The following is a 16,816-nucleotide window of genomic DNA, read 5'->3' as shown; positions in this document are numbered from 1 at the left end:
GCTGGGTAGGATCGCGGCATGTCGATCAACGCTCTCGAGGCAGTGTTCACCGGTCTTCTGGTGGTCGTGACCGTCACGATCATGTGGTTCGCCGGCTACGTCGTCTACAAGCTGTTCCAGGGCCAGCGCTGATGCCCTTCGCCTTCCCCGAGGGCCTCGCGCCCGAGGTGTACCCGCTCGCGTGGCTCGTGGGCCGCTGGCGGGGCGAGGGCGTGATCGAGTACACCGGCATCGACGAGACGCCGTTCGTGCACGACCTCGTCTTCGACCACGACGGCGGCCCGTACCTGCGCTTCGAGTCCACGCTGCGCGTGCGCTCCGGCGCGGCCGCCGACGGCGAGGGCACGGACGAGGCGGGCGACGAGCCCGACACCATCTGGTCGACGGAGACCGGCTACTGGCGCGTGTCCAGCGACCGGCCCGAGGGGCTCGAGGACGACCGGCACGCGCTCGAGGTGCTCGTCACCGACGCGTCCGGCCGGCTGTCGCTGTTCCTCGGGGTGGCCGGCAACGGCCGCATCGACCTCGCCACCGACTTCGTGGCCCGCACGTCCACCGCCGCCGAGGTCACCGCGGCCAAGCGGCTGTACGGGCTGGTCGAGGGCCGGCTCATGTGGGTCGAGGAGCTCGCCGCGTTCGGGCACCCGCTCGGCTCGTACGCCTCCGCCCAGCTCGACCGCGTCGAGACCGACTGAGGAGCCACCCGATGGACTCACCCCTGCTCGACCGCCACGGAGCGGTGCCCGCCACGGGCGCCGACGAGGGCGTGGCCTGGCACTACGGCGACCCGGTGGCCGAGCAGCGCGCCCTCGCGCGCGGCGGCGCCGTCGTCGACCAGTCGCACCTGGGCGTCGTGCGGGTGGCGGGCCCCGACCGGCTGTCCTGGCTGCACTCGATCACGTCGCAGGACGTGCAGGCGCTGCCGCCCCGCACGTCCACCGAGCTGCTGGTGCTGTCGCCGCAGGGGCACGTCGAGCACGCCGCGGGCGTCGTCGACGACGGAGAGGTCACCTGGCTGGTCACCGAGGGCGACCACGCCGCGCCGCTCGCCGCCTGGCTCGAGCGCATGAAGTTCATGATGCGGGTCGAGATCGCCGACCTCTCCGCCGAGTACGCCGCGGTGGGGGAGCCCGTCGCCGCCGAGGGCGCCGAGGGCGAGCCCGTGACCTGGTGGGACACCTGGCCCCGCGTCTCCGCCGGCGGCACCCGGTACGGGCCGCCGGAGGCCGACCACCCCGGCATGGACCGCCCGTGGCGGCTCGTCCTCGTGCCGCGCGCCGACCTGCCGGCCGCCGTGGCCGAGCGCGAGGCCGCCGGCTGGAAGCTCGCCGGCACCTGGGCCACCGAGGCGCTCCGCGTGGAGGCCTGGCGCCCGCGGCTCGACCACGAGGTCGACCACCGCAGCGTCCCGCACGAGCTGGACTGGCTGCGCACCTCCGTCCACCTCCACAAGGGCTGCTACCGCGGGCAGGAGACCGTCGCGCGCGTGCACAACCTCGGCCGCCCGCCGCGACGCCTCGTGCTGCTGCACCTCGACGGCTCCCAGCACGTCGTCCCCGAGGCGGGGGCGCAGGTGTTCGTCGGCGGCGCCGAGGGGCGCGCCGTGGGTACCGTCACGACGGTCGCCCGGCACCACGAGCTGGGCCCGGTCGCCCTCGCGGTGGTCAAGCGGTCCGTGCCCGAGGACGCCGAGCTCACCGTGGTGGGCGACGTCGGCGGACAGGAGCTGCAGGTCGCGGCGGCGCAGGAGGTCGTGGTGCCGGGCGACGGCGTCTCGGCCGACCGGCCCGACGCCCACGGCCCGCTGACGCGCGGGCTGACCCCGCGCGGGTCGGACGCCCCGCAGAGCCTGCTGTGACGCCCGCCGCCGGGCCGTCCCGGCCGACGCCCGGGGTGCCGGGGACGGCGTGAGCGGGGCCGCGGGGGGCGAGGGCGGCACGCCGGTGTCCCGGCGCGCCGGCGCCGCGGCGCGGGCCGCCCTGCGCACCCTGCCCCGGCGGATCCGCATCCGGCAGGGCGTCTCCCGGGTGCGGGTCTCGTTCTGGCCGATCGTCCAGGCCGCGCTCGCGGCCGGCGTGGCCTACGGGCTCGCCACCGTGGTGCTGGGGCACACCCAGCCGTTCTTCGCGGCCGTCGCCGCGTGGGTCTGCCTGGGGTTCAGCTTCGACCGCGACCTGCGCAAGGTCGCCGAGGTGGCCGCGGGGGTGGCGCTCGGGGTGGGCCTGGGCGACGTCATGGTCCACCTCATCGGGTCCGGCTGGTGGCAGATCGCGCTGGTCATGGCGGTCTCGGCCATGATCGCCCGGTTCATCGACCGCGGCCCCCTCGTGACGATCCAGGCCGGCGTGCAGGCGGGCGTCGTCGTCGGCCTACCCCTGTCGGTCGCGGCCAACGGCGCGTTCGGGCGCTGGACCGACGCCCTCGTGGGCGGCGGGGTCGCGCTCCTCGTCGCCCTGCTCACCCCGGGCGACCCGCGGCGCCGCATCCGCGCGCTGGCGCAGGAGGCGACCCGGGAGCTGGCCCTGACGCTGGAGTCCGTCGCGCGCGGGCTGCGCGACGGCGACCCCGACGAGCTCGCCGCCGCGCTGGTGCGCGGCCGCGCCGCCGAGAAGGTGCTCGAGGACTGGCAGGACGTGGCGCGCACCTCCGACGACATCGCGCGGGTGAGCGTCAACCGGCTGCTGCGCGCCGAGATCACGCGGCTGCACGCGCAGGCGGTACTGGTGGACAGGGCCATGCGCAGCGTGCGCGTGCTCGCCCGCCGCACACCCGCCGCGCTGCGGTCGCTGGGCGTGCTGCTGGAGGACGACGGCGACCACCGGGTGGCCGCGGCGTCGCTGTCGGGTCACCTCCCGCCGCCGCCGCAGGTGGACCCGGTGGCCGACCCCGTGGCGGACCTGGTCGTGCGGTTCGCCCACGGCGTGCGGCTGCTGGCGAGCGCGCTGGGTGCCGGCGACGACCCCGTCGACGCCCGCCGGGTGCTGGCCGAGGTCGCCGCCGACGCCGACCCGCGCACCCTGGGGGAGGGGTACTGGCAGGTGCAGTCCCTCGTGCTGCTGCTGCGCTCGCCGCTCGTCGACACGCTCGAGGCGGCGGGCATGACGCCCGACCTCGCCCGCGCCGCCCTGCCGGAGATGTGACCGCGAGGCGGTCCCGGCTCAGCGCGTCTCGACGACGTCCGTGTCGTCGGCCAGGAGCTCGTGCGTCAGCTGCTCCACGAGCTCGTCGACCTCGGGCTCGTCGCCGTCGGGCCACTCGGCCACGTAGCGCCGCAGCCGGCGCCGCTCGGCGTCGCGGATGGACTCCGCCTCGGCGTCGCCCGCGGCCGTGGCGCGCACGGTGTCGCCGTCGACCTCGACCAGGCCGCGCGCGGCGAGCGAGTCCGCGACGCCGCGCACGGTGTCGGGGGACACCTCCGTGCGCTCGGCCATCAGCCGCACCGAGCGGGTGCCCTTGAGCGAGACCCGCGTGACCATCCACGCCTCCTCGGGCGAGAGGTCGGAGTCGCGCTCGATCAGCTCGTAGACGCGCAGCGGGTCCTGCTTGCCGACCCGCCGCCACAGGATGAGGCGCAGCTCGTCGAGGGAGGTGCGGGCCGCGCCCACCGCGAACGTGTCGCCGGCCGCCTGGCCGGCGCTGCCCGGCCCGGCGCCGCGGGTCGCGCTGCGGAGCTCGACCTCGGGCAGCAGCCAGGTGAGCAGGAACGCGAGCGCGGCCACGGGCACGGCCCAAAGGAAGACGACGTGCAGCGAGGCCGCGTACCCGTCGAGGAACCAGCTCTGCACCTCGGGGGGACACTGCGCGACGGTCTGCGTCGAGGCGGTCAGGGCGCCTGGCGCGCACGGGCCCTGCGCGGCGGCGGGGACGGCGGTGGTGAGCTCGACCGCGAGCCGGTTCGCGAAGACGGTGCCGAACACCGCGACGCCCACGGACGACCCGATCGTGCGGAAGTAGGTGGCGCCCGACGTCGCCGTGCCGAGGTCCTTGTAGTCGACGGCGTTCTGGACGGCGATGACCAGCACCTGCGTGACCATGCCGAGGCCCGCGCCGAGCACGAACATGCTCAGGCCCGCCTGGAGCGTCGACGTGTCGCGCCCCATGAGCGAGAGCAGGTAGAGCCCGGCGGTCGTGATGGCGGTCCCGAGGATCGGGTACACCTTGTACCGCCCGGTGCGCGAGATGAGCTGGCCGGACCCGATCGAGGTGATCAGCATCCCGAGCATCATCGGCGTCATCTCGAGGCCGGACTCGGTGGGGGTGGAGCCCTTGACGGTCTGCAGGTACAGCGGCAGGTAGGTGATCGCGCCGAACATCGCGAACCCGACGACGAACCCGACGACCGCGGAGACGGTGAACACCTTGCTGCGGAACAGGTGGAGCGGCAGCACCGGCTCGGGGGCGCGGCGCTCGACGACGACGAACGCGACGACGCCGAGCACGGCCACCGCAGCCATGGCCCACACGGCGACGGAGTCCCACGCCCAGGTGGTGCCGCCGAGGCTCGTGACCAGCACGATCGCGGTCGAGACCGTGGCGAGCAGGATGATGCCCGCGTAGTCGATGCGGGGCTTGCGGCCCGCCTCGATGTGGGGCAGGACGGACGCGACGACGAGCAGCGCGACGATCCCGATGGGGACGTTGATGTAGAAGACCCATCGCCAGTCGAGGTTGTCGACGAAGAACCCGCCGAGGAGCGGCCCCGCGACCGACGAGACGCCGAAGACCGCGCCGAAGAAGCCCTGGTACTTGCCGCGCTCCCGGGGCGGGACGACGTCGCCGATGATCGCCTGGGACAGCACCATGAGCCCGCCGCCACCGACGCCCTGCACGGCCCGCCACACGATGAGCTGGCCCATCGTCTGCGACGTGCCGGAGAGGATCGAGCCCACCAGGAAGATGACGATGCAGGCGATGAACAGCGCCTTGCGCCCGTACAGGTCGCCGAGCTTGCCCCACAGCACCGTGGTGGCGGTGCTGGCGAGCATGTAGGCCGTCACGACCCACGACAGGTGCTCCGCCCCGCCGAGGTCGGACACGATCGTCGGCAGCGCCGTCGCGACGATGGTCTGGTCGAGGGCGGCGAGCAGCATCGCGAGCATCAGCCCGCCGAAGATCGCCAGGACCCGGCGCTGGGGCAGGGCCTCGGGCTCGGACGTCGGTGCGCTCGGTGCGGCCATCGGTTGCCCTCTCGGCTCGGGCGGACGACGGCGTCCGCGCGGTGGAGCTTGCGTCCTGCTTCGCAGGCTCGCACGGTCTTCCGCCGACGGCACGGCGAACCACCGCGGCGAGATGCGGTGCACGTGCAGCACCTGTTGTCGTCGAGTAGTTGATGAGATACAGTACTTGTCGTGATGCAGCGAGACGAGACCTCGACGGCGGACGACGCGTTCTCCGCCGACCTGCTGCGTGGTCACACCGACACGATCGTGCTCGCGACGCTCCGTCGCGGGGACCGCTACGGCTTCGAGATCTACAAGACGATCCGCGACGCCACCGGCGGTGCGCACGAGATCAAGGAGGCCACGCTCTACGCGACGTACCGCCGCCTGACCAAGGACGGGCTGGTCGAGGCCTACTGGGGCGACGAGTCCCAGGGCGGGCGCCGCAAGTACTACCGGATCACCGACGCCGGCCGCGCCGTGTACCGGCGCAACGTCGCCGCGTGGGTCGCCACCCGCGACGTCATCGACTCCCTCCTCCGCACGGACCGCACAGACAAGGACACCCCGCGATGACCACCGTCCACCGCCTCCTCGACGACGCGTTCGCCGGCGTCGAGCCGTCCCCCGAGGTCCAGGACCTCAAGGAGGAGATCCGGGCGAACCTCGAGGCCCGCGCCGCCGAGCTGCAGGCCGGCGGCGCCACCCCGGACGACGCCGCCCGCCGCGCCTTCGACGAGCTGGGCGACGTCCGCGCGATCGTCGCCGAGGCACAGGCGGACGTCGTCGCCGCGACCGGGGGCGAGCCGCGCACGGTGCTGCAGGAGGCCTTCGCGGCCGCCCAGCAGCAGCGGGTGCGGCCCAAGCCGGGCTTCGTGGTCGGCGTCGTCGTCGCGGCCACGGTGCTCGTCGCGGCGCTCGCGTTCGCGGGCCTGGCGGCGGCCGGCGCCTTCGCGTCCGGCCTCCCGGGCATCGTGTACGCGGCGCTGCTGCTCACGGCCGCCAGCGCGGCCGGGTTCGTCGTGGGGCTCTCGCTGTCGCAGGAGACGACCACGAACCACCCGGTGCCGTCCCGCCGCGCCGGCGGCTACTACCTCGCCACGGGGCTCACCGTCCTCGCGCTGCTCCTGGCGCTGTTCACCGCGCTCGGCGCGTTCGACGCGTGGATGTACGTCGTCGCCGGCGCCGCGTTCGTCGTCGGCGGCACCCTGTTCACCCTGCTCGGCGTCACCCAGACCAACCGCAAGAAGGCCTGGGTGCGGGACGTCGCGCGGGCGCAGGCCACCGGCCACGACTTCGACCGGTTCGACCAGGACCCGGCCGCCGCCGCGCGGTTCGGCGTCTACACGGTCGTCATCTGGCTGACGGCGTTCGTCGTGTTCGTCGTCCTCGGCCTCACCGTCGGCTGGGCCTGGTCCTGGCTGACCTTCGTCGTCGCCCTCGCGGTGATGATGCTCGTCCTCGCGCGGATGCTCTTCACCCCGAAGGACGCGCGCGACAAGTGACACAAGAACGGTCCCGGGCGACTGCCATCGCCCGGGACCGGTGGCTCGGGTCCGGTGCACGACCGCACCACGAGACGCACTCCCACCCTAGGGCGTGCGCCGGACCCTCCGACCGCGGGAAGACCCCGCCAGGAGGAAGCATGTCCTCGACCCTGCAGGGGTCGGCCCCGGCGATCGACGTCGCCGGGCTGACCAAGACCTACGGCTCCGGCCCTGCCGCACGACGAGGTGCCCGCCCCGTGCGCGCGCTCGACGGGCTGGACCTCACCGCCGCGCACGGCAGCGTGCTCGGCCTCCTCGGCCCCAACGGGGCCGGGAAGTCCACGACCGTGAAGATCCTCGCCACGCTGTCGCGGCCCGACGCCGGCACCGCCCGCGTGGCCGGGCACGACGTCGTGCGCGACCCCGGCGCCGTCCGCCGCGCCATCGGCTACGTGGCCCAGCGCCCCGTCACCGACCCCATGGGCACCGGGCGCGAGAACCTCGTGCTGGCCGGCCGCCTCCAGGGGCTGCGGGCCGGCGAGGCCAGGTCGCGCGCCGACGAGCTGCTCGAGCGCTTCGGCGTCGCGCACGCCGCCGACCGCCTCGTGAAGACCTGGTCCGGCGGGATGGCGCGCAAGCTCGACGTCGCCGTCGGCCTCGTGCACCGGCCGCAGGTGCTGTTCCTCGACGAGCCCACCACCGGCCTCGACCCCGAGGCGCGCTCCGCGATGTGGTCGGAGATCGAGCGCATGGCGCTCGGCGACGGGATGACGATCCTGCTCACCACGCACTACCTGGACGAGGCCGACCGGCTCGCCGACCAGGTCGTCATCGTGGACGCGGGCCGCGTCGTCACCGCCGGCACCCCCGATGCCCTCAAGGACGGGCTGCGGGGCGACGGCGTCACCGTCGAGCTCGACGACGGCGCCGCCGCGAAGGCCGCCGCACCCGTGGCCGCCGGCGTGCCCGGCGTCGTCGACGTCGCGGCCGACGGCCGCACCCTGCGAGCCCGGGCCGACGCGGGCGCCACCGCCCTGCCGGCGCTGCTCGCGGCCCTCGACGCCGCGGGCCTGGGCGTCCGTGCCGCGGGGCTGTCGCGGCCCACCCTCGACGACGTCTACCTGCGGCACACCGGCCGCAGCCTGGAGGCCGCCAACCAGGCGGCCGGGACCGCCGGCGAGCGTGCCGGCGCCGAGGCCACGGAGGTGGCGGCATGAGCACCGCGACGATCGACCCCGCTGCGACGCGCCCCGCGCTCCCCGAGCCCCGCCGCACGAGCGCGCTGACCCAGGCGCGGCTCCTCACCGCCCGGCAGGCCCGGCAGGGCATGCGCATCCCCGTCTTCATGGTGATGAACCTGCTGCAGCCGATGATCTGGCTGCTGCTGTTCGGGCAGCTCTTCCGCTCCGTCATCGAGATCCCCGGCTTCGCCGGCGGCGCCGACGTCAGCTATCTCGAGTACCTCACGCCCGGCGTCGTCATGATGACCGCGATGGGCGGCGCCGCCTGGGCCGGCACCACCTTCGTGCAGGACATGGACCGCGGCGTCATGGACCGCTTCCTCGCCTCGCCGACCAGCCGCGGCGCCCTGCTGTCCGCCACGATGGCCTGGTACGCGCTGCTCGCGTGCGGCCAGGCGCTGGTGGTCGTCGGCGTGGCGTGGCTCGGTGGCGCGCGGTTCGCGGGCGGCGTGCCGGGCGTGCTGGTGATGCTGGTCGCCGTGGCGCTGCTGAGCTGCCTGTTCGCCGCGCTCTCCGGCGCGGTCGCGCTGCTCACCCGCCAGCAGGAGGCGCTCATCGGCGTCTCCCAGCTGCTCACCATCCCGCTGATGTTCCTGTCCTCGGCCGTCATGGACCCGTCCCTCGCGCCGGACTGGATCGCCACCGCCGCCAAGGTCAACCCGTTCGACTGGGCGGTCGTCGTGGCCCGCGACGCCCTGCAGGGTTTCGCCGACCCCGGCACCGTGTGGCTGCACCTCGGCCTCCTCGCCGCGGCCGTCGCCGTCATGGGCGGGCTGGCGTCGCTGGCGTTCCGCGCGTACCGCCGGGCCGTCTGACGGGTCCTGTGGTCGGGACCGCGTGGGGCGGGGACATTCGTGTCGTGAGGCGCGCCATCCGCCGCTCGTCCCTCGCGGCTCCCGCCAGGCCCGACCAGCCTCGCGACACGAATGTCCCCGCCCCACGCTCTGCCCGTCCCGCGACGTCGCGCGCCCGCGGCACGCGCCCCCAGGTCGGCACTGTCGGGCGAGTGGGTCCGGACGGTACGGTCGTCGGTCATGGAGGTCTCCGTCAGCGCGCTGCGCGCCGAGCTCAAGTCGTGGATCGAGAAGGCTCGTGCGGGCGAGGAGGTCGTCATCACCGAACGCGGGGTGCCGGTCGCCCGGCTGTCGGGGGTGCAGACCGCGGACCTGGTCGCCGACCTGGTGCGCGACGGCCTGCTCACGCCCGCCGCGACGGAGCGGCCCGTGCACGCGGTGCCCGACGACGACGCCGCGGCCGCGGCCCGGCCGGCCCCGCGCCCGGCGGCCCGGCCCGCGTCGCGCATGTCCGACCTGGTGCGCCGCATCCGGCGCTGAGCCCCACCGCACGACCACCGCACCACCACGCACGACCCCGCACCACCGACGACCGGACGGAGCAGGATGGCCCTCGTCTACTTCGACGCCAGCGCGCTGGTGAAGCTGTGCGTCCGCGAGCCCGGCTCCGGGCTGGCGAGCGCGCTGTGGAACCGCGCCGACGTCGTCGTCAGCTCACGCATCGCCGACGCGGAGGTGCGGGCGACGCTCGCGGCAGGGGAGCGGGCCGGCGTCCTCGACCCGCTCGCGCGCCGCCGCGGCGCCGCGATCTGGGACGAGCTGAGCGCCGGGCTGCACACCCTCGAGGTGACGCCCGAGATCTCCGAGCGGGCCGCCGAGCTGCTCGCGTCGTGCCCCGTGCCGCTGCGGGCCGCGGACGCCCTGCACGTGGCGAGCGCGCTCGCCGTCGCCCACGAGGACACCGTCGTCGCGGCCTGGGACGAGCACGTCGCGGGGGCCGCGCGCTCCCGCCGGATGCGCGTGCTCCCTTAGGCTCGGCAGGTGATCTCCGCCGCCATCGGGTCCCTCCAGTACTTCCTGCTCATCGCGCTCGCGGTCGTGGTGTTCGTGGTGCAGCTCGTCGCCTTCGTCGACGCCGCCCGCCGCCCGGCCCGCGCGTACGTGTCCGAGGGGAAGCTGACCAAGAACATCTGGCTGCTCATCCTCGGCGTCGCGGCGCTGATCGGGCTGTTCGGGCTGCCGCCGATGCTCATGACGGCCGGCTCGTTCTTCAACGTCATCGCCACGACCCCCGCGATCATCTACTGGGTGGACGTGCGGCCCAGGATCAAGCCGTACGGCGCCGGCGGGGGCCGCCGCCCGCAGGGCCCGACGGGCGGCTGGTGACGTGGCGGGCGAGGCGACGGCCGGCGTGACGGTCCTGCCCGGCGCGCCCGTGGCCCTCGGCGCGGTGCCCCTGGCCGAGGTGGTGCGCGGCGACCTCGTCGAGTCGGTGCACCTGGGCCACCTGGTCGTGCTGGGGCCGGACGGCGACGTCCGCCTGGAGCTCGGCGACCCGGCCACGACGATCTGGCCGCGGTCGTCGGTGAAGCCGCTGCAGGCGCTCGCCATGCTGCGCTCCGGCCTCGACCTGCCGGACCGGCTCCTCGCGCTGGCGGCCGCCAGCCACAGCGGCGCGCCCGAGCACCTGGAAGGGGCGCGCGAGATCCTCGCCGGCGCCGGCCTGGACGAGTCGGCACTGCGCAACACGCCGGACCTGCCGCTCGGCCGCGCCGAGTCCCTGGCCTGGCAGGAGGCGGGCCGCGGCCCGGAGCAGATCGCGCAGAACTGCTCGGGGAAGCACGCCGCCATGCTCGCGACCTGCGTCGCGGCCGGCTGGGACACGGAGACGTACCTCGACCCGGGGCACCCGCTGCAGCGGGCGGTGCGGGCCGCCGTCGTCGAGCTCACGGGTGACGACGACCCGCACGTCACCACCGACGGGTGCGGCGCGCCCCTGTTCTCCACGAGCGTGCGGGGGCTGGCACGGTCGTTCGGCCGGCTCGCGGCGGCCGGCCGCTCCGGGGACGGCGGCGACGTCGGGCGGATCGCGCGCGCGATGTCCGGGCACCCGGAGATGGTGGCGGGCCGCGGGCGCGAGGACACCCTGGTCATGACCGCCGTGCCGGGCACGATCGCGAAGATCGGGGCGGACGGCGTGTGCGCGGCAGGCCTGCCCGACGGGTCCGCCGTCGCGTTCAAGATCCTCGACGGCGGCGACCGGCCGCGCCCGGCGATCCTCGCGGCCGCCGTGCACGCCGCGGGTGCGGCGGGCGTCTCGGGCGCCGACCTGGCGGCGCTGGACGCCGTCGGCGCGACGCCCGTGCTCGGCGGCGGCGCGCCGGTCGGGGCCGTGCGCCCGGCGTTCGTGGTGGCCGGCGCGTGAGGGCGGTCGTGCAGCGCGTGACGCGCGCGAGCGTCACGGTGGCCGGCGAGGTCGTGGGCGCCATCGACCGGCCGGGACTGCTCGCCCTGGTCGGCGTGACGCACGACGACGGCGCCGCCGAGGTGGCCACCGTCGCCCGCAAGATCGCCGAGCTGCGCATCCTGCGCGACGAGCGCTCGGCGGCCGACGCGGGGGCGCCCGTGCTCGTGGTCAGCCAGTTCACCCTCTACGGCGACGCCCGCAAGGGCCGCCGGCCCACCTGGAACGCGGCGGCGCCGGGCCCGGTCGCGGAGCCGCTGGTGGACGCCGTGGTCGCGGACCTGCGCGCCCGGGGGCTCGAGGTCGCGACGGGGCTGTTCGGCGCGGATATGGCCGTCGAGCTGGTGAACGACGGCCCGGTGACTATATTGGTGGAGACCTGACAAATCGCTGACCTGCGTAGATGCAGGTCAGGGGGGAGATCGCCAGGTCGCCGCCGCCGAGCACCGACGCTCGGCACGAGACGGGAGGCCGACGATGACCTCGATCCGGGACGGCGCTACCTCCTGGCGCTCCTCACCCGCCCTCCGCGCGCGGCCCGTCGCACCGCAGGTCGTGCGGCGCGTGGCGACGCTGGTCGGCGGGGAGTCCGACGCGCTCGCCCAGACGCTCGCGCTGCTCACGCCGCGGCAGCTCGCCGGGACGGAGGCGCTGCCCGACCCGCTCCCCGTGACCGCCGCCGTCCGCGCGGCGACGCCCGCCGGGTCCGGCGCCCTCGACGCCGAGGACCGAGCCGTCCTGCTCGCCGCGGGCGTGCTCGTCGTGGACCGGGTGGACGTGCTCCTCGGCGCCACCGGCACGGACGTCGACCGGCTCCTCGCTGCGCCGCTCGCCGAGCACCTGCGCCTCGCCGACGGCCGCTTCCGCGTGGCCGACCCCCGCGTGCGCGCCGTCGTGCACGAGGACGCCGACCTCACCGAGCGCACCGCGGTGCACGCGGCCCTGGCCGCCGAGCTCGAGCGTGCGGGGGAGGCGGGCGCCGCCCGCTGGCACGCCGCCCTCGCCACCCTGGCCGGCGACCCGGCGCTCGCCGAAGGGCTCGTGCGGCTCGCCGAGCAGCGGCTCGCCCAGGGCAACGCCGTCCTGGCCCACGCGGTCGCGCGGGAGGCCGCGAGCCACGGCACGGGCGAGGTGCGGGCGCGGGCGTTCCTCGTCGCCGGCCGGGCGGCGCTGCTCGCCGGGCACCTGCACGACGCCGCCGGCTGGCTCGACCGGGTCGCGAGCACCGGCGTCGCGGCCGTGCAGGAGGACGCCGAGCTCGCCAGCACCGCCGTGCGGGCGCTCGCCGGCACAGGGACCGGCACCGGCGCCGGGTCCGACGCCGGCGACCCGCCCGGCGTCCGCCTGGCCCGCGCCGTCGTCCCGGTCGCCCGCGCCGTCGGGTCGTCCGCCGACCGGGCCGCGGTGGTGGCCGTCGTCGAGGCGCTCGCCCGGCTGGACCGGGACCCGCGGGGCGCGGACCAGGTGCTCGCGCGGGCCGTCGTGACGGCGGTGCCCGCGGGCGACCCGGCCGCCTGGGCGCAGGCCGACGCCCTCACGCCGCTCGCGGAGGCGCACCTGCGGGCCGTGCAGGCGCTGCTCCTGGTGCGCGGCGGCGACACCCAGCAGGCGGCGCGCGTCCTCGACGACGCGGCCGGCCGCCTGCCGCTCGGGCACGTCGTCGGCGGGCTGGCCGCCGAGGTGGCCCGCTGCGCCGGCTCGGACACGGTCGCTGCCGGTCTGCGTGCGGCCGGCCCCGAGCCCGCCGCGGCCACCGTCGCCGCGGCGCGGGCCGTCGGGTGCGTCCGCCCGGCCGCGGCGCCGTCGCTGGTGGGCAGCGCCGTCCGGACCTGCCGGAGCGCGGGCGGGCGGGGCGCCGGCGCCCTGGGGGTCTGGGACGACTGGGCCGGTGTGCTCACCGCGCGCGAGCTCGACGTCGCCCGGCTGGTCGCCGACGGGCTCGCCAACAAGCAGGTGGCCGACCGGCTCTGCGTCTCCGTGCGCACCGTCGAGGTCCACCTCGGGCGCGTCTTCCGCAAGGTGGGCGTGAGCTCGCGGGGCGAGCTGACCGTCGTCGCGCACCGGCGGGCGTCCTGACCTGCGGCTCCGCCGCGGGCGTGCCCGGGGCCCGCGACGCCGTCGTCGCAGGTCGGCGGCGGCGCCGGGACCTCGTCGAGGAGGCGGGGGAGCGCGAGGATCGACGGGAGCGGAGGATCAGTGCTCGGTGCGGCGGCGCCGGGCGGCGACGACGGCGACGCTGCCGGCGGCGACCAGGGCGGCGGCCGCGGCGACCAGGCCCGCGACGCCCGCGCCGGTCTGCGGCAGGAAGCTGGACGACGGCCCCGCCGGTGGGGCGGCCTCCGGCGGCACGGCGCCGGGGACGGTCGAGCCGGGCGTCGGGGTCGGGGTGGCGCCGGGCGGGTCGACGGCGCAGCTCGGCGACGACGGCGGGTAGCTGGCCGTCATCGTCAGCTCGGGGTTGACCTGCATCTTCACGTCGACGGACGGGCGCACCCAGTCGAACTCGTCGCCCTGCACCCAGACGCCGTCCTCGAGGCGCCAGCCGGGCCAGTCGAGGGGCTTGCCGGCGGAGTCCACGACGGCGCCCGGCCAGAGCACGCGGCCGCTCAGCGGCAGGTCCGCCTGGACGACGTCGTCGCCGCCCGGGTTGAGCCACGTGATCGTCACGGTGGTGTTCGGCGTGCCCGTCGCGGTGACCGCGTAGCGCAGGTACGGCACGTCGCCGTCGCACTCGGGCTGGAAGATCTGGGCGGTGAGCGTCGGGACCTCGGGCGGCGCGTACTCCGTGGTGGCCGGGCTGGGGCTCGGGTCGGTGGCCGCCGCGGCGGGCGTCGCTGCGAACGTGGCGCCGCCGCCCAGGAGCAGGGCGACGGCGACACCGGCGGCGTTGCGTGCGTGGGCCATCTCGACTCCTTCGGGCGGTGCTCATGTGGGCTTCCTCGGTCGCTCACGCTAGCGGCGCCGTCGCCCGGCGCACCCCGCCTCACCCGGGTGAAACCCCTGGCAGGAGACGTCTTCACCCGGGTGAGGCCTCAGTCGCAGACCGGCGCCTCGACGTCGAGGAGGCCGCCGCTCGTCAGGGTCGGGGTGGACCACACCTCGAGCCGACCGGCCGGGGTGCCGCCGTCCGCGCCCTCCCGGCCGCCGCCCGGGGCCGCCGGCACCGTCAGGCGCAGCGTGGTGCTCTCGCCGGGGGCGAGCGCGACGGTCACCGACTGGGTCGCCCGGCCGTGCGTCGTGCGCGCGTCGCCGCCGACGGCCGCGCCGTCCCGCTCCACGCGCGGGGTCCCGCCGTCGCGGGGCCCGGCCACCGTCACCCCGAGGCTGAGGGTCCCCGGCGGGTGCGCGCCGCCCGGCAGCCCCGCGACGTACGAGGGGAGCGCCGTCGCGGCGTCCTCCGGCGCGGTCGACGCGAGGGTGAGCTCCAGCGTGTCCACCCGCCCGGACGCGGTGCACTCGGAGCCGACGACGCTCAGCGCGGAGTCCAGGTAGGCCGACATCTTCCCGGACACGTGGTCGGTGAGGAACACCCCCACGGCGTCCGCGGCGCGCGGCGCGGACGAGTACGAGCCGGCCACGAGCGTGCCCTCGAGCCGCGACTCCTCGGCGTCGTGGGCCGACCAGATGCGCAGGCGGTGCTCGCCGGCCGCGCGCTGCAGAGCGGTCAGCAGCGTCTCGGGGCCGACGTCCGCGGCGGTGGCACGCCCCAGGACCACCGCGGCGGTCTCGGCGTAGAACTGGTCCGCCGTCGCGGGGTCGAGGACGTCGTACACGCGGCGCAGGAGCACGTCGACGACGTTCTCCGCCGTCAGCTCGACGCCGTCCCGGCCGAGCGCCTCGGCGACCGGCCCGGACAGCGGCACCCGCACCGGCCCGGTCCCGGCGAGCAGGAACGACAGCGCCACGGGGTCGGTCGCGAGGACGCCGTCGACCCGCTCGCCCTGGTTGCGGGCCCACATCTCGGCGGCCAGCGCGGCCGTGGTCGGGAAGTCGGGCGTGGCGGTGACGTCCTGCACGAACATGCCGAGCCGGCCCGTCGCGGCGGCCTCGTCGTCGGCGGACAGCGGGAGCACGGGCTCGCGGAACGACGGGAAGTCGGCGGCGGCGACCTGCCGCACCACGGTGAAGCGCCCCTGGTCGACGCGCAGGAGGATCAGCGCCCCGGGGATGCCGCCGCCCTCGCGGAGCTCCGCCGTGCTCATGCTGAGCACGAGGTAGGTCCGCGGGCCGTCCGCGCCGAGCATCGCGGGGGCGAGCGCGGCGGCACGGTCGCCGGTGGCCACGACGGCGGCGAGCTCGTCCACCTGGTCGCGCAGGGTGGCGACCGGGCCGGCCAGCTGGGGCAGCAGGTCTGCGGGATCGACGGCGTCGAGGCGCGCGAGCGAGGCGTCCACCGACCGCTGCGCCGCCGCCATGCCCGGCGCCGCCGCGGCCAGCGGCGCGAGGTCGAGGCCGCCGTCGGGCGTGCGGGCCGTGGCGGGGACGGCGTCGGCCAGGCCGGCGAGGGCGGGCAGGACGTCGTCGGTGACGTCGTCGAGGACGACGGCGACGTCCGCGGCGGCCCCGGCCGACGGCCCGATCACGGGCGTGCGCGCGGCGAGCCACCACAGCGGCCCGTCGGTGGCCTCGCGGGCGACCGTCGTCTGGTGGCGCAGCTCCGCCAGCGCGGGCGAGGATGCGAGCGTCGCCGACGTGCCGGCGTCGCCCTCGGCGCGCGCGCCCGCGCGCAGCTCCTCCGAGACGACCGGGACCTGCGCGGCCGCGCGGGTCAGCGCCGTGCGCGCCGCCAGGGCGTCGCGCACCAGCAGCAGCCCGCACACGGCGACCGCGAGCAGGGCGAGGCACACGCCCAGCAGCACCCACCGGCCGACCCGCCGCCGCCGGCGTGGCGCCGGGGTGACGGGGTCCGCCGCGGGAGGCGCCTGGCCGGTGTCGACGGTCATGTCGGCACGGTAGGTCCGTCCGGACCGGGCGGAGGGATGAATCTGCGGGTGATGTCCGTGCGCGCGGGTGCAAGGCTCGTGGTCACGACGACACATTCGCGGCGAGGGGAGGCGCGTACCGGTGCGCGCCCAGGACCGCAGGAGGCCCGGTGGACCCGGACGAGACCGTGCGCGGCGACGCGCCGGCGGGAGACGACGCGACGTGGTTCGACGCGCTGTTCGCCGCGCACGCGGGGGCGGTGCACCGCTACCTGGTGCGGCGCCTTCCGGCCGGCGGGGCGGACGCGGAGGACCTGGCGGCCGACGTGCTCGCCACCGCGTGGCGCCGCCGGGACGACGTGCCCCGCGGCGCCGAGCTGCCCTGGCTCTACCGGACGGCGGGCTACGTCCTGGCCAACCACCGGCGCAAGGCGCGGCCCACGCCGGTCGCGCTGGTGCCGGAGGTGCCCGAGGACGTCGACCCCGCCGCGCTCGCGCTCGACGACGACCACGTGCGCGCCGTCCTCGCCCGGCTGTCGCCGCGCGACCGGCGCATCCTCCTGCTGGTGGCGTGGGAGGGCCTGGACGGCGAGGGGCTCGCGCAGGTGCTCGGGGTGTCGCGCGGCGGGGCGGACGCCGCGCTGTCCCGCGCGCGGGCGCGGCTGCGCACGGCGTGGGACGCGGAGTCCGCCGCCGCGCCGCCGGACGACGGCGAGGCCGCGCAAGCGGGCACGCGATGACGACACAGA

The 16,816-nt window shown here is 76.5% G+C and carries 17 protein-coding genes; 14 read left to right on the top strand and 3 right to left on the bottom strand.

What is annotated here, in order from left to right; genetic code table 11:
• The first annotated feature begins 131 nt into the window (after nt 1-131).
• From ACFU9A_RS18290 to ACFU9A_RS18280, 3 genes are read left to right on the top strand one after another with little or no spacing between them, the layout of a single operon-like run.
• A complete protein-coding gene (locus ACFU9A_RS18290) occupies nt 132-695 on the top strand; it encodes an FABP family protein (RefSeq protein WP_430576716.1) in 564 nt (187 codons plus the stop codon).
• Nucleotides 696-706: 11 nt separating this feature from the next.
• Nucleotides 707-1,858: a YgfZ/GcvT domain-containing protein gene (locus tag ACFU9A_RS18285; RefSeq protein ID WP_430576715.1), complete on the top strand. Its 1,152-nt coding sequence runs from the start codon at nt 707-709 to the stop codon at nt 1,856-1,858.
• A gap of 49 nt (nt 1,859-1,907) precedes the next feature.
• Complete coding sequence (locus ACFU9A_RS18280) at nt 1,908-3,140, top strand: aromatic acid exporter family protein (RefSeq protein WP_430576714.1); 1,233 nt, start codon at nt 1,908-1,910, stop codon at nt 3,138-3,140.
• A gap of 18 nt (nt 3,141-3,158) precedes the next feature.
• Here ACFU9A_RS18280 and ACFU9A_RS18275 read toward each other — a convergent pair whose 3' ends face one another.
• The gene (locus ACFU9A_RS18275; protein ID WP_430576713.1) at nt 3,159-5,177 is read right to left on the bottom strand and encodes a DHA2 family efflux MFS transporter permease subunit; all 2,019 of its coding nucleotides are present in this window, start codon (nt 5,175-5,177) and stop codon (nt 3,159-3,161) included.
• A 174-nt stretch (nt 5,178-5,351) separates the two neighbouring features.
• Here ACFU9A_RS18275 and ACFU9A_RS18270 point away from each other — a divergent pair, with 174 nt between their 5' ends.
• The 10 genes from ACFU9A_RS18270 to ACFU9A_RS18225 all read left to right on the top strand — a co-directional run bounded on the left by ACFU9A_RS18270 (nt 5,352) and on the right by ACFU9A_RS18225 (nt 13,221).
• On the top strand, nt 5,352-5,735 hold the full coding sequence (locus tag ACFU9A_RS18270) for a PadR family transcriptional regulator (protein WP_430576976.1): 384 nt from the start codon (nt 5,352-5,354) through the stop codon (nt 5,733-5,735).
• Nucleotides 5,732-6,664, top strand: coding sequence for a permease prefix domain 1-containing protein (locus tag ACFU9A_RS18265; protein ID WP_430576712.1), 933 nt, complete (start codon nt 5,732-5,734; stop codon nt 6,662-6,664). The genes ACFU9A_RS18270 and ACFU9A_RS18265 overlap by 4 nt, the downstream gene beginning before the upstream one ends.
• Nucleotides 6,665-6,804: 140 nt before the next feature.
• Entirely contained in the window at nt 6,805-7,863 is a 1,059-nt protein-coding gene (locus ACFU9A_RS18260; RefSeq protein ID WP_430576711.1) for an ABC transporter ATP-binding protein, read from the top strand.
• Nucleotides 7,860-8,702: an ABC transporter permease gene (locus ACFU9A_RS18255; protein ID WP_430576710.1), complete on the top strand. Its 843-nt coding sequence runs from the start codon at nt 7,860-7,862 to the stop codon at nt 8,700-8,702. Before ACFU9A_RS18260 ends, ACFU9A_RS18255 begins: the two co-directional genes overlap by 4 nt.
• 219 nt (nt 8,703-8,921) lie before the next feature.
• Complete coding sequence (locus ACFU9A_RS18250) at nt 8,922-9,221, top strand: type II toxin-antitoxin system Phd/YefM family antitoxin (protein WP_430576709.1); 300 nt, start codon at nt 8,922-8,924, stop codon at nt 9,219-9,221.
• 66 nt (nt 9,222-9,287) lie between these two features.
• Nucleotides 9,288-9,713, top strand: coding sequence for a type II toxin-antitoxin system VapC family toxin (locus ACFU9A_RS18245; protein ID WP_430576708.1), 426 nt, complete (start codon nt 9,288-9,290; stop codon nt 9,711-9,713).
• 9 nt (nt 9,714-9,722) lie between these two features.
• Nucleotides 9,723-10,067, top strand: coding sequence for a DUF2516 family protein (locus ACFU9A_RS18240; protein WP_430576707.1), 345 nt, complete (start codon nt 9,723-9,725; stop codon nt 10,065-10,067).
• A gap of 1 nt (nt 10,068) precedes the next feature.
• Nucleotides 10,069-11,106 (top strand): asparaginase, encoded by a 1,038-nt coding sequence (locus ACFU9A_RS18235; protein ID WP_430576706.1) that lies wholly within the window; start codon nt 10,069-10,071, stop codon nt 11,104-11,106.
• Complete coding sequence (gene dtd / locus ACFU9A_RS18230; protein ID WP_430576705.1) at nt 11,103-11,528, top strand: D-aminoacyl-tRNA deacylase; 426 nt, start codon at nt 11,103-11,105, stop codon at nt 11,526-11,528. The genes ACFU9A_RS18235 and dtd overlap by 4 nt, the downstream gene beginning before the upstream one ends.
• Nucleotides 11,529-11,622: 94 nt before the next feature.
• Nucleotides 11,623-13,221, top strand: coding sequence for a LuxR C-terminal-related transcriptional regulator (locus ACFU9A_RS18225; protein ID WP_430576704.1), 1,599 nt, complete (start codon nt 11,623-11,625; stop codon nt 13,219-13,221).
• Nucleotides 13,222-13,338: 117 nt separating this feature from the next.
• On the opposite strand, the gene ACFU9A_RS18220 is transcribed toward ACFU9A_RS18225, so the two are convergent.
• Complete coding sequence (locus ACFU9A_RS18220; protein WP_430576703.1) at nt 13,339-14,049, bottom strand: LPXTG cell wall anchor domain-containing protein; 711 nt, start codon at nt 14,047-14,049, stop codon at nt 13,339-13,341.
• Nucleotides 14,050-14,177: 128 nt separating this feature from the next.
• Nucleotides 14,178-16,088: a DUF4012 domain-containing protein gene (locus ACFU9A_RS18215; protein WP_430576702.1), complete on the bottom strand. Its 1,911-nt coding sequence runs from the start codon at nt 16,086-16,088 to the stop codon at nt 14,178-14,180.
• Nucleotides 16,089-16,237: 149 nt separating this feature from the next.
• On the opposite strand from ACFU9A_RS18215, the gene ACFU9A_RS18210 reads away from it, so the two are divergent.
• Nucleotides 16,238-16,807, top strand: coding sequence for an RNA polymerase sigma factor (locus tag ACFU9A_RS18210; protein WP_430576701.1), 570 nt, complete (start codon nt 16,238-16,240; stop codon nt 16,805-16,807).
• Nucleotides 16,808-16,816: the final 9 nt, after the last annotated feature.

The sequence above is a fragment of the Isoptericola sp. NPDC057653 genome (assembly GCF_042799955.1).
GTDB lineage: Bacteria > Actinomycetota > Actinomycetes > Actinomycetales > Cellulomonadaceae > Isoptericola.
Note: the sequence above shows the minus strand (reverse complement) of the source record. Positions and strands in the feature narration are given on the sequence as shown.

What these genes read in the sequence shown, in the direction of transcription:
- ACFU9A_RS18285 (WP_430576715.1), top strand. Translation starts at nt 707, where the DNA reads ATGGACTCACCCCTGCTCGACCGCCACGGAGCGGTGCCCGCCACGGGC.
- ACFU9A_RS18270 (WP_430576976.1), top strand. Translation starts at nt 5,352, where the DNA reads ATGCAGCGAGACGAGACCTCGACGGCGGACGACGCGTTCTCCGCCGAC.
- ACFU9A_RS18220 (WP_430576703.1), bottom strand. Translation starts at nt 14,049, where the DNA reads ATGGCCCACGCACGCAACGCCGCCGGTGTCGCCGTCGCCCTGCTCCTG.
- ACFU9A_RS18275 (WP_430576713.1), bottom strand. Translation starts at nt 5,177, where the DNA reads ATGGCCGCACCGAGCGCACCGACGTCCGAGCCCGAGGCCCTGCCCCAG.
- ACFU9A_RS18250 (WP_430576709.1), top strand. Translation starts at nt 8,922, where the DNA reads ATGGAGGTCTCCGTCAGCGCGCTGCGCGCCGAGCTCAAGTCGTGGATC.
- ACFU9A_RS18260 (WP_430576711.1), top strand. Translation starts at nt 6,805, where the DNA reads ATGTCCTCGACCCTGCAGGGGTCGGCCCCGGCGATCGACGTCGCCGGG.
- ACFU9A_RS18255 (WP_430576710.1), top strand. Translation starts at nt 7,860, where the DNA reads ATGAGCACCGCGACGATCGACCCCGCTGCGACGCGCCCCGCGCTCCCC.
- ACFU9A_RS18225 (WP_430576704.1), top strand. Translation starts at nt 11,623, where the DNA reads ATGACCTCGATCCGGGACGGCGCTACCTCCTGGCGCTCCTCACCCGCC.
- ACFU9A_RS18265 (WP_430576712.1), top strand. Translation starts at nt 5,732, where the DNA reads ATGACCACCGTCCACCGCCTCCTCGACGACGCGTTCGCCGGCGTCGAG.
- ACFU9A_RS18290 (WP_430576716.1), top strand. Translation starts at nt 132, where the DNA reads ATGCCCTTCGCCTTCCCCGAGGGCCTCGCGCCCGAGGTGTACCCGCTC.
- ACFU9A_RS18215 (WP_430576702.1), bottom strand. Translation starts at nt 16,088, where the DNA reads ATGACCGTCGACACCGGCCAGGCGCCTCCCGCGGCGGACCCCGTCACC.
- ACFU9A_RS18245 (WP_430576708.1), top strand. Translation starts at nt 9,288, where the DNA reads ATGGCCCTCGTCTACTTCGACGCCAGCGCGCTGGTGAAGCTGTGCGTC.